The 11,854-nt window shown below is 65.5% G+C and carries 8 protein-coding genes; 6 read left to right on the forward strand and 2 right to left on the reverse strand.

The window, feature by feature from the left end; translation table 11 throughout:
- Positions 1 to 85 precede the first annotated feature (85 nt).
- A complete protein-coding gene (locus tag AC3WUF_RS02480) occupies positions 86 to 2,563 on the forward strand; it encodes an acyl-CoA dehydrogenase (protein WP_492422073.1) in 2,478 nt (825 codons plus the stop codon).
- Between the two features lie 165 nt (positions 2,564 to 2,728).
- Here the strand turns inward: AC3WUF_RS02480 and AC3WUF_RS02485 are convergent, their stop codons facing one another.
- Positions 2,729 to 3,208: a nuclear transport factor 2 family protein gene (locus AC3WUF_RS02485; protein WP_492422075.1), complete on the reverse strand. Its 480-nt coding sequence runs from the start codon at positions 3,206 to 3,208 to the stop codon at positions 2,729 to 2,731.
- 121 nt (positions 3,209 to 3,329) lie between these two features.
- Complete coding sequence (locus AC3WUF_RS02490) at positions 3,330 to 5,426, reverse strand: 3-hydroxyacyl-CoA dehydrogenase NAD-binding domain-containing protein (RefSeq protein ID WP_492422077.1); 2,097 nt, start codon at positions 5,424 to 5,426, stop codon at positions 3,330 to 3,332.
- Between the two features lie 232 nt (positions 5,427 to 5,658).
- Between AC3WUF_RS02490 and AC3WUF_RS02495 the strand changes: the two genes are divergently transcribed.
- The 5 genes from AC3WUF_RS02495 (at position 5,659) to AC3WUF_RS02515 (ending at position 11,852) form a co-directional block, all read left to right on the forward strand.
- Positions 5,659 to 6,858, forward strand: a complete 1,200-nt coding sequence (locus tag AC3WUF_RS02495) for an acyl-CoA dehydrogenase family protein (RefSeq protein WP_492422079.1) — start codon at positions 5,659 to 5,661, stop codon at positions 6,856 to 6,858.
- A 10-nt stretch (positions 6,859 to 6,868) separates the two neighbouring features.
- A complete protein-coding gene (locus AC3WUF_RS02500) occupies positions 6,869 to 8,005 on the forward strand; it encodes an acyl-CoA dehydrogenase family protein (RefSeq protein WP_492422081.1) in 1,137 nt (378 codons plus the stop codon).
- Positions 8,005 to 8,877 carry an alpha/beta fold hydrolase gene (locus tag AC3WUF_RS02505; RefSeq protein ID WP_492422083.1) on the forward strand — a complete coding sequence of 291 codons (873 nt, stop codon included), beginning with the start codon at positions 8,005 to 8,007 and terminating at the stop codon, positions 8,875 to 8,877. Before AC3WUF_RS02500 ends, AC3WUF_RS02505 begins: the two co-directional genes overlap by 1 nt.
- Positions 8,878 to 9,021: 144 nt before the next feature.
- Positions 9,022 to 10,284 carry a Yip1 family protein gene (locus tag AC3WUF_RS02510; protein ID WP_492422085.1) on the forward strand — a complete coding sequence of 421 codons (1,263 nt, stop codon included), beginning with the start codon at positions 9,022 to 9,024 and terminating at the stop codon, positions 10,282 to 10,284.
- Positions 10,285 to 10,529: 245 nt separating this feature from the next.
- Positions 10,530 to 11,852, forward strand: a complete 1,323-nt coding sequence (locus tag AC3WUF_RS02515) for a class I SAM-dependent methyltransferase (RefSeq protein WP_492422087.1) — start codon at positions 10,530 to 10,532, stop codon at positions 11,850 to 11,852.
- Positions 11,853 to 11,854 lie beyond the last annotated feature (2 nt).

The following is an 11,854-nucleotide window of genomic DNA, read 5'->3' on the forward strand; positions in this document are numbered from 1 at the left end:
CGCCATCAACGCGCGGCAGTGCTGCCTTGCAGATGACGATCACAGGACTAGACTGGTCCTACAGCCCGCTGCGTAGGAGAGCTGCATGTTTACCGTAAGTATCATCCTGGCCGCACTGCTTCTGGCCTGGGCGCTGGCTTATGTCGGCGCACCGCTGCTGGTCTGGACCGCCGCTGGCGCCGGCCTGCTCATCGCACTGAAAGTCGCAGGCCTGATCGGCATGACGGTCTTTGCGATTGCCGGCGGCCTCTTCGCTGTGCTGGCGCTGCTGCTGAATCTGCGTCCGCTGCGGCGCGCGATGCTCACCGCGCCGATCTTCAGCGTGTTCAAGAAAGTGCTGCCGGAAATGTCGTCGACCGAGCGCGAGGCGCTGGAAGCCGGCGATACCTGGTGGGAGGCCGAGCTGTTCCGCGGCCGGCCGGACTGGCAGCAGCTGCTCGACTTCAAGTACACCGCGCTGACGCCGGAGGAGCAGGCCTTCCTCGACAACGAGTGCGAGACGCTGTGCAAGATGTGCGACGACTGGCGCATCGAGTTCGAGCACAAGGATCTGCCCGAGGAGGTCTGGTCGTATATTCGCGAGAACAAGTTCCTCGCGATGCTGATCAAGAAGGAATACGGCGGCCTTGGTTTTTCGGCCAACGCGCAGTCGGCGGTCGTCACCAAGCTGGCGAGCAAGTCGATCGCGATGGCGGTCACCGTCATGGTGCCGAACTCGCTCGGCCCTGGCGAGCTGCTGATGCACTACGGCACCAAGGCGCAGAAGGATCAGTGGCTGCCGGGATTGGTGTCCGGCAAGGAGATTCCCTGCTTCGGCCTGACCGGGCCGGAGGTCGGTTCGGACGCGACGGCGATGCCGGACCTCGGCGTCGTCTGCTACGGCGAGCACAACGGCAAGAAGGTGCTCGGCATCAAGCTGACGTTCTCCAAGCGCTACATCACGCTGGCGCCGGTCGCGACGGTCGTCGGCCTCGCGTTCAAGCTGCGCGATCCGGACGGCCTGCTCGGCGACAAGAGCAAATCCGATTACGGCATCACCTGCGCGCTGGTGCCGGCCAAGCATCCGGGTGTGCAGATCGGCCGCCGCCACTATCCGGGCGCCGCCTTCATGAACGGCACGATCCACGGTCGCGAGGTGTTCATCCCGGCCGACTGGATCATTGGCGGCCCGGCGATGGCCGGCAAGGGTTGGCGCATGCTCGTCGAGTGCCTGTCGGCGGGGCGCGGCATCTCGCTGCCGGCGCTGGCGACCGCGGCCGGCCAGACGGCCTACCGCATGACCGGCGTCTACAGCCGCTTCCGCCGCCAGTTCAAGGTCTCGATCGGCAAGTTCGAAGGCGTGCAGGAAGCCAGCGGCCGCATCGCCGGCTATGCCTACACGCTGGAGGCGATGCGCATCATGACCGCCTCGGCGGTCGACCATTGCGCGCCATCGGTCGTCACCGCGATCGCCAAGTACCACATGACCGAGCTGATGCGGAAGATCGTCAGCGACGGCATGGACATCATGGCCGGCAAGGCGATCCAGCAGGGGCCGCGCAATTTCATGGCGACCGCCTACAAGTCGACGCCGGTGGCGATCACCGTCGAAGGCGCCAACATCCTGACCCGCAATCTGATGATCTTCGGCCAGGGCGCGATCCGTTGCCACGAGTATGTGTTTCCCGAAATGGAAGCCGCGCGCGAGAACGATCTGAAGGCCTTCGACAAGCTGCTGTTCGGCCACATCGGTTTTTCGATCAATCGCGCGGTACGGGCGTTCACGATGGGCCTGACCGGCGCGCGTTTCGCGCCGTCGCCAGTTGCCGGCGAACTGGCGCCGTACTTCCGCAATCTGGAGCGTTACTCAGCGGCGCTGGCGTTCTGCGCCGACCTGACGATGGGTGTGCTCGGCGGCAAGCTGAAGTTCATGGAACGCCTGTCGGCGCGCCTCGGCGACGTGCTGTCGCAGCTGTACATCAGCTCCTGCGTCGCCAAGTTCTATCTGGAAGGCCCTAAGAGCGAGGCCGAACTGGCGCATGCGCGCTGGGCGCTGGATCACGCCCGTTACGAGATCGCCAATGCCTTCGAAGGCTTTATCTCGAACTTTCCGGTCGCCTGGGCGCGCTGGGTCATGCGGCTGGTCGTCTTCCCGCTCGGCAATCGCGTCGCGCCCGTCAGTGATCGCGACAACGCGCGGATTGCCGACCTGCTGCTGGAGCAGACCGATGTGCGCGAACGCCTGTCCTGGCTGGTGTTCAAGAACGGCGGCATCCACGACCCGATCGGGCGCATGGAACACGCCTGGGCGGTCGCGGCGGACAGTGAAGCGGCGTTCCTCAAGTTCTACAAGCTGGCCAACAAGGGCGAGCTGGCCGGCGACACCGTCACCGAGCGCCTGCGCGATGCCGTGACCCGCAAATTGATGACCCGTAACGAGGCCGACGACGCCGAGGCCTATGACAAAGTCCGTTACGACGTTATCCTGACGGACGATTTCAGCCCGGAATACCTCAGCGGCGACTTTGACGCTGACCGGGCCGAGGTCATCGAAATGTCCGCGGCCCGCTCACGCGTGGCCTAGCCAGGAAGGCGGGGACTTTCTCGGCAACGCTGCAATTCACCTGTACGGGCCTGCGGTACGAGAAGAATTCGGACCGGGTTCGAACAGGACAGCTCCCAAAGGCTGTGTGCTGGGCCGGATGGTTCTCCATCCGGCCCATTTTTGTTGCCGTTTTATTGATTTGAATCAGCGACTTAAGAATTTCTTCAGGTTGCCGCCGGCGGTCGCCCGGACCTTGTTGCGGATCAGCGGCGACCAGCCGAGCAGCAGGCCCGGCGTGCCGAGCGCCTGGCGCGACCAGGCCCAGAAGTCGAAGCGGTCGCGGTGGGTGGCGATCAGGCCGTCGCGGAACGTGAACTCGGCGTCAATGCGGTTCGTCACCATCCGGCCAGTCATCGTGAAGCGGTAATGGGCATCCCAGTGCGCGCGGCCGCGCTGCGCATCGGCACTGACCGCGCTGTGTTCCAGGCGCCAGACATCGGCGCCTTTCTCCTTGACGCCCTCGCAGAGCATCGCCCACATGCCGGCGGTTTCGCGCTTGCCGTCGAGCGTGAACACCTCATCCTCGAACTGGACGTCGTCGCAGTAGCAGGACGCCATCGTCGCGGCGTCGAGCCGGGCAAAGGCGCGGTAGAACTTGTCGATCAGCTCGGCGTTCGGGTGCATGGCTTACTCCATTGACTCAACTGCGATTGCCGCCCTGTAGCCCGGATGCAATCCGGGTTCGCGCCTTCTCCGGGCGCAGATCCCCGGGTTTCACCCGGGCTACGTGCTGGCCGAATGTGGTTCAGTTGAAGGTCTTGCCGGCGGCGGCCAGCTTCGTGAGCAGCGGTGCGGCCTCCCAGAACCCGGCATCCGGGCGCGCCAGCGCCGCGAAGCCCTGCATGCGCTGCAGCACCTTATCGAGCCCGACGATGTCGGCATGCAGCATCGGTCCGCCGCGGTACAGCGGGAAGCCGTAGCCGTTGAGGTAGACCATGTCGATGTCGGACGCGCGTTGGGCGATGCCTTCCTCGACGATGCGCGCGCCCTCGTTGGTCAGCGCGAAGATCAGACGATCGACGATCTCGGCGTCGTCGATCTGGCGCGGCGTGATACCGGCTTCCTTGCGGTAGTCGGTGATGAGCTTCTCGACGTCGGCGTCCGGATGCGCGGTGCGGTCGCCGGGCTGATAGGCGTACCAGCCCTTGCCGGTCTTCTGGCCATAACGCCCGGCTTCGCAGAGGCGGTCAGCGATGATCTGGCGCGGCATGTCCGGATGCTCGGCGTAGTGGCGCTTGCGCACGTACCAGCCGACGTCGTTGCCGGCGAGATCGCTCATCCGGAACGGCCCCATCGCCATGCCCCAGGTTTCGACGGCCTGGTCGACCTGCTGCGGCAGCGCACCTTCGGCGAGCAGCTGCAGCGCCTCGGCGCTGTACTTGTGGATCATGCGGTTGCCGATGAAGCCGTCGCAGACGCCGGCAACGACCGGCAGCTTCTTGATCGTCTTTGCCAGCTTCATGACCGTCGCTAGAACATCCTTTGCGGTCTTGGCGCCGCGCACGACTTCGAGCAGGCGCATGACGTTGGCCGGCGAGAAGAAGTGCAGGCCGACGACGTCCTGCGGGCGCTTCGTGAATGCGGCGATCTGGTCGACATCAAGCGTGGACGTATTGGTCGCGAGGATCGCGCCGGGCTTCATCACGCTGTCGAGCTTTTCGAACACGGTCTTCTTGACCGCCATGTCCTCGAACACCGCCTCAATGACGATGTCGGCCTGCGCGATGTCGGCGTAGTCGAGCGTGGGTTTGAGCAGCGCCATGCGCGCTTCGAGCTTCTCGGCGCTGAGCTTGCCCTTCTTGACCTGGTTCTCGTAGTTCTTGCGGATGATCGCAAGGCCGCGGTCGAGCGCGTCCTGCTTCATCTCCAGCACCTGCACCGGGATGCCGGCGTTCGCGAAATTCATCGCGATGCCGCCGCCCATCGTGCCGGCACCGATCACCGCGGCGCTGCGGATCGGCCGCAGCGGCGTGTCGTCCGGCACGTCGGCGATCTTTGCCGCCGCGCGTTCGCCGAAGAACGAATGACGCAGCGCACGCGATTCCGGCGTTGCCAGCAAGCCCGCGAATCCGTCGGCCTCGGCCTTCATGCCGGCCTCGAAGCTGGCGCTGGTCACCGACGCCGCAACTGCTTCGACGCAGGCCAGCGGTGCCGGGAACGGACCGCGCGCCTGGGCGCGCGCCGGGCCGAAATCGTACGCGGCTTCGGCGGCGCTGGGCTTGATGTCGCGCACGCGCTTGAGCGGACGTTTCTCGGCGACGAGCTTGGCGGCGAACTCCAGCGCCGCGGCGAGCAGATCGCCTTCGGTGACGGCATCGAAAAGGGCGGTGCCGGCGAGCTGTTTGGCGGGCACGGTCGCGCCGCTGACGATCATCTTCAATGCGGTCTCGACGCCGACGACGCGCGGCAGGCGCTGCGTGCCGCCGCCGCCCGGCAGCAGGCCGAGGTTGACCTCGGGAAGGGCGATCAGCGCATCGGCGCGGGCGACGCGGAAGTGACAACCGAGCGCCAGCTCGAGGCCGCCACCCATGCAGGCGCCGGAGATCGCGGCAACGACCGGTTTCGCACTGCCATCGAGCGTTTCGATGACCTGGTGCAGGTTTGGCGCGGCGAGCATCTTCGGCGTGTTGAACTCGCGGATGTCGGCGCCGCCCGAGAATGGAGCCGCCGGCGAATGCTGGGTGCCGATCAGGACGATGGCCTGCACCGCCGGATCGGCAAAGGCCTTTTCAAGTCCGCTCTGGATTCCGCTGCGCAGCGGCAGCCCCAGGCCGTTGACCGGCGGGCTGTTCATCGTGATCACGGCGGTGTGGCCGTGAATTTGATAGTCGCTGACGCTCATGCGGGCTCCTTGGGTGATTTCTGGTCTTGTGGAGCGTCGAGACTAGGCCGGGGCGGCGCCAGCGACAAATGAAATCGCTGGATCGCTTGGCATTCGCCCGGGGAATAGGCCGCGGCCGGCGCCCATCAATCGGGCGAATGGCCGGAAATGCGCCGGTTTCATTTGTCGCCCTTCCGTCCAGCGCCTAAGCTCGCGCTCTTTCCCGTTTTCCATTGCTTGTTTGGAGTCCCCGATGGATCTGAATTTCACCGCCGAGGAGCAGGCCTTCCGCAGCGAAGTCCGCGCCTTCATCGACGCCAAGCTGCCGCACGACATCCGCGACAAGGTGCTGGGCGGCCAGCGCATGGAGAAGGAAGATTTCATGCGCTGGCACCGCATCCTGTTCCAGCAGGGCTGGGTCGCGCCGCACTGGCCCGTCGAGTTTGGCGGTACCGGCTGGAATGCCGTGCAGCAGCACATCTTCAGCGAGGAATGCGCCGATGCCGGCGCGCCGGCGCTGATGCCGTTCGGCCTGGTGATGGTCGCGCCGGTGATCATGGCCTTCGGCAGCAAGGCCCAGCAGGACTTCTTCCTGCCGCGCATCCTCGCCGGCGACGACTGGTGGTGCCAGGGTTACTCGGAGCCGGGTTCGGGCTCCGACCTCGCGTCGCTGAAGACCCGTGCCGAGCGGGTCGGCGACAAGTACGTCGTCAACGGCCAGAAGACCTGGACCACGCTCGGCCAGTTTGCCGACTGGATCTTCTGTCTGGTCCGTACCTCGCCCGAAGCGCGCAAACAGGAGGGCATTTCGTTCCTGCTGATCGACATGAAGACGCCGGGCATCACCGTGCGGCCGATCATCATGCTCGACGGCGAGCACGAGGTGAACGAAGTGTTCTTCGACAACGTCGAAGTGCCGGTCGACAACCGCGTTGGCGAAGAGAACAAGGGCTGGACCTACGCCAAGTTCCTGCTCGGCCACGAGCGCACCGGCATCGCGGAGGTTGGCCGCTCGAAGCGCAAGCTCAAGCGCCTGAAGGACATCGCCAGCCGCGAACGTGCCGATGACGGCGGCCGCCTGATCGACGATCTGCGTTTCCGCGACCGTGTTGCACAGGTCGAGATCGAACTGATGGCGCTGGAGATCACCAACCTGCGTGTGATCGCCGCCGACATGGAACACAAGGCGCCGGGGCCGGAAGCTTCGCTGCTGAAGATCCGCGGCTCGGAGATCCAGCAGACCCTGTCCGAGCTGATGATGCTCGCGCTCGGCGCCTACGCGCTGCCGAATCAGCATGCCGCACTGGACGCCGGCTACAGCGGCGACATCGTCGGCCCCGACTACGGCGTGCCGCTGTCGGGCAGCTATTTCAACATGCGCAAGACGACGATCTACGGCGGATCCAACGAGATCCAGAAGAACATCATCTCCAAGATGATTCTCGGCTTCTGAGGCAAGACACATGAACTTCAATTTTTCCGAAGAGCAGCGCCAGTTCCGCGACAGCCTCGACCGCTATGTGCGCGAGGCCTATGGTTTCGAGGCGCGCCGCACGATCATTGCCAGCGAGCAGGGCTGGAGCGCGGAGGTCTGGCAGCAGCTGGCCGAGATGGGTGCGCTCGCCATTGCATTACCCGAGGCGCATGACGGTTTCGGCGGCGGTGCCTTCGACACGCTGCTCGTGATGGAAGCGCTGGGCCGCGGCATGGTCGTCGAGCCTTATCTCGCGACGGTCGTGCTCGGTGCCGGCCTGCTCGCCGATGCCGGCAACAGCGCGCAGCAGTCTGCGGTGTTGCCCAAGGTGGCCGCCGGCGAGCTGCAGCTGGCGCTCGCGCATGCCGAGGCCGGCAGCCGTTACGCGCTGAGCCAGGTCGCAACGACCGCGGTGCGCGACGGCGATGCCTATGTGCTCAACGGTGCGAAGGCCGTCGTGCTGCACGGCGCGACCGCGAACCTGCTGCTCGTTTCCGCGCGGACCAGCGGCACTCCGCGCGACGAGTACGGGATCTCGCTGTTCCTCGTCGACGCCAAGGCCGCCGGTGTCAGCGTCCGCGGCTATCCAACCCAGGACGGCCAGCGTGCCGCCGAAATCACCCTGAAGAACGTCCGCGTGCCGGCCAGCGGCCTCGTCGGCAGCGAAGGCCAGGCGCTGGCCATCGTCGACAAGGCGGTCGATCGCGGCATCGCCGCGCTGTGCGCCGAAGCGGTCGGCAACATGGGCGCGATCATCGAGGCGACGGTGGCCTACCTGAAGACGCGCAAGCAGTTCGGCATGCCGATCGGCAGCTTCCAGGCGCTGCAGCATCGCGCGGTGGAGATGTACCTGCACGCCGAGCAGGCGCGTTCGATGGCCTATCTCGCCGCCGCGCGCCTCGATGGCGATGCGAAGGCGCGCCGTCACGCCGTGTCCGCCGCCAAGGTGCTGGTTGCCCAGAGCGCACGCTATGTCGGCCAGCAGGCAGTGCAGCTGCATGGCGGCATCGGTGTGACCGACGAACTGGCGGTCAGCCACTACTTCAAGCGCCTGACGATGATTGCCCAGCAGTTCGGCGACAGCGACCACCATCTCGACCGCTTCGGTGCGCTGATCGCGGCCTGATGGAACATTGCTACGCCAGCATCAACGGCACGCGCCTGCACTATGTGCGGGCGGGTTCGGGGCCCTTGATGCTGTTCCTGCATGGTTTTCCCGAGGCCTGGTTCACCTGGGAAAACCAGCTGCGGACTTTCTCCGCGAGTCACACCGTGGTCGCGCCGGATCTGCGTGGTTACAACCTGTCGGACAAGCCGGCCGAGGTTGCCGACTATCGGCCGTCGATGCTGGTTGAAGACATCCGGCAGTTGATCGCGCATCTCGGCTTCGAGCGCTGCGTGTTGGTCGCGCACGACTGGGGCGGCGCGGTGGCCTGGAATTTCGCCGCCGCGCACCGGCAGCTGATCGACAGGCTGATCATTCTCAACGCCCCTCATCCGGTGCTGTTCGCGCGCGAGTTGCGCAGCAACCCGGCGCAGCAGGCGGCGAGCCAGTACATGCGCCTGCTGTGCAGCGACAAGGCCGAGCGCGTGATGAGCGAGAACAATTACACGCGCCTCGCCGCCTTGTTCGGCGAGCGCGACCAGGACGGCGCAGCGCTGGCGCGCTATCACGACGCCTGGAAGCAGCCGGGCGCGCTGACCGGCATGTTCAACTACTACCGCGCCTCGCCGTTGCGGCCGCCGGCGCCGGACGGCAGCGGCCCGGTCGCGCCGGAACTCGATCCGCGCAAGTTCATGATCCACGTGCCGACGATGGTGATCTGGGGCGAGGCGGATATCGCGCTGCTGCCGGGCATCCTCGACGGGCTCGATGCGCTGGTGCCGGACCTGCGCATCGAGCGCCTGCCGCGTGCCACGCACTGGGTCGCGCACGACGAGCCCGAGGCGGTCAACGAACTGATCCACGAGTTCGTCGGCCAGGGAGCGTCTGAGTAAGTCCACTCGTCATTCTCGCTTTCGCCGGAATGACGGTGAGCCTGCTGCGCCGTGGTTCACAGTCTGTGAGGCGAAAGCGACTTGAGAGCGCAGTTCCATGGTTTAAGCTCGTCCCTGTTCGACATCGAACTTTGGGGAACACACATGGATCGTGAACATCTGATCAGCCGCGCCAAGGGCGTGGTGCTGACGCCGAAGACCGAGTGGCCGCAGATCGCCGCCGAGACCGAAAGCGTTGCGGGGCTTTATCTGCGTTACATCATCTGGCTGGCGGCACTGCCCGCGATCGCCGGTTTTCTCAAGGGCAGCATCATCGGCATCGGTGTGCCCTTCGTCGGCACCGTGCGTGTCGGCATCGTCGCCGGCCTGAGCAACATGCTGATGCAGTACGGACTGGCGCTGGTGTCGGTCTATCTGCTCGCCCTGCTGGTCAACGCACTGGCACCGACCTTCGGCGGTGAGAAGAACGACGTGCAGGCGCTCAAGGCGACAGCGTATGCCTCGACGGCGAGCTGGCTGGCCGGCGTCATGGTGCTGGTGCCCTGGCTCGGATCGCTGCTGGCGATTGCCGGTGCAATCTATGCAATCTACCTGCTGTATCTGGGCCTGCCGCAGACCATGCGCTGCCCGCAGGAAAAGGCAGTGCCTTACACCGCCGTCACGATCATTGCCGCGATCATCCTGTCGCTGGTGCTTGGCACCCTGATCGCGAAGATCACCGGCGTTGCCGACATCGGTCGCGATGCGCGCAGCGACAGCATCGAGATCAGCCACGACGGCAACACCGTGACCCTCGACGCCGACAAGATGGAGCAGTGGGCGAAGAAGGTCGAGGCCGCCACGCAGAAGATGGAGAAGGCGACCCAATCGGGCGACGGTGCCGACCAGCAGAAGGCGATGGGCGAGATGATGGGCGCCCTGATGGGCAACGACGGCAAGGTCGAATCGATGGATCCGCAGGCGCTCAAGGCGTTGTTGCCGGAGACCCTGGGCGGCTATCCGCGCCGCAGCTTCAGCGCCGAGCGCAACACGGCGCTGGGCCTGCAGCTGTCGGAAGCCAAGGCGCGCTACGCCGATGACGACAATACGCACGCGATCGAGCTGGAGATCAGCGACCTGGGCGGTGCGCAGGGCCTGGCTGCGCTGGCCACCTGGGCGGGCGTGGAGACCGAATCCGAGTCGGATGCCGGCTACGAACGCAGCCGTCGCGACGGCGAGCGCATGGTCAGCGAGAAATGGGATGCGGCGAACCAGGTGGGCGAGTACAAGCTGCTGGTCGGCAAGCGCTTCACCGTCAGCCTGAGCGGCACCGGCGTCGACATGGACGGCCTGAAGAAGGCAGCCGGGTCGGTCGACCTCGGGGCGCTGGAGAAGCTGGCCGCCAAGTCCTCCGCGAGCACCGAATGAGTGCAGGCCGGTCCCTCGTCGGGCTCGGCCCGACGAGGGACGGTCCGGCCACTTGAGGGAAAGCGCGAGTTCTGTGGAATAATCGGAACGAGGAGCCGGTCCCGCCTAGAGGACCGCGCCATAGCGCTGCCAGTAAAGAAATGAATCAGACGTTTGTCGAGAGTCTGGTGTGCCCGTATTGCGCGGGTGCATTGCGACTCGTTAAGCAGTGCGGGGGCACGGCGGACCGGCTCGATTACGGCTTGGTGAGCTGTCGTTGCTTCACGTATCCGATCGTCCACGGCGTTCTGTTGCTGAGCCTGGCCAAGGGCTATGGCGGTGCCGAAGAGGAAATGCAGCCTTACGTGCCGCTGCAGGTTGCCGCGATCGAGTATCTGCAGCGCGACGACGTTCAAGGCTTGCTTGGCTGGATCGATCGTCATCTGCCGCTGGCCGCCGATCTGATCCATGGCCGTGCCGGCGACTACCTGCACTTCGCCGCGCGCATGGAAGCCACCATGCTCGCCTCGGCGCAGGCCTATCTGGCCGAGATGGCGCAGTTCGAAGTGCTCGGTGGGCGTCAACGCTTCGCTGCCTTGCGCAAGCTCTACCGTGCACTGCGTGGCCAGCGTGTTTCCGACGATGCCGCGCTGCGCAGCTACTTCGTCTCGCGCTTCTTCGCGCCGCGGGTCAATACCCTGGCGATGCAGCTGTCGACGCTGCCGATGGATGGCCGCGTGCTGTCGCTGTGCTGCGGCCATGGCGTGTTCGAGAACCTGGCCCTGGCGGACGGTCGCGTTCGCGAGCTGGTCTCGGTCGACGGTCAGTTTCTCAATCTGCTGGTGACGAAGTATTTCGTCGCGCCGGATGCGCACTACATCTGCCACGACGTCCAGTTCCCGCTGCCGTTCGCCGATGGCGCCTTCGACGGCGTCGTGTCGTCGACCTGCCTGCCGGAGATTCCCGCGCAGCAGACCGTCGCCAAGGAAGCGATCCGCGTCGCCAGACGCGACGGCTGGACGCTGTTCGACTCGATCTGGAATACCGAGATGAACGTGCGCCGCATCGACCGCGGGCGCCACTACCGGTTCTGCCAGAACTTCTTCGAGAAGATGGACGACTACCTGCCGTTCTTCGAGCATTGCGCCGGAGCGGATCGCCAGGTACTGCTGGATATTCCCGACATGCCGGCCAAGTACCTGAACGGCCCGCAGTGGCTCGCAGGAGAACAGCGCCAGGCCGCGATGGCCGTGCGCAAGGATCCCGAGATCAGTGTGCTGGTGACCGGCGGCGCGGCGTTCCGCGGCTTCACGCCGGTGCAGCGCCCTTGGCTGCGCGCCGGGCGTCTGTCGGTCTCGCCGGTCTTCACACCTAGCGCGGGCGGCGAGCGCAGTTTCGCGCTGCGTCCCTCGTTCGCTCAGCCTTACGGAAACCTCGTTCCCGCCAGTTTTCCGGGCTATGCAAAAAGCCTGAATCTGGACGCAAGACAGACGCAAGATTTGCAATGGTTGACGGAACGCTACTGCGAAGGTCAGCTTGCGCTCCTGCCGGCGAAGTTTTCGGCGGATGTTCAGGCTTACGCGGTTTGATT

The organism is Fontimonas sp. FW305-C-3 (assembly GCF_058783185.1).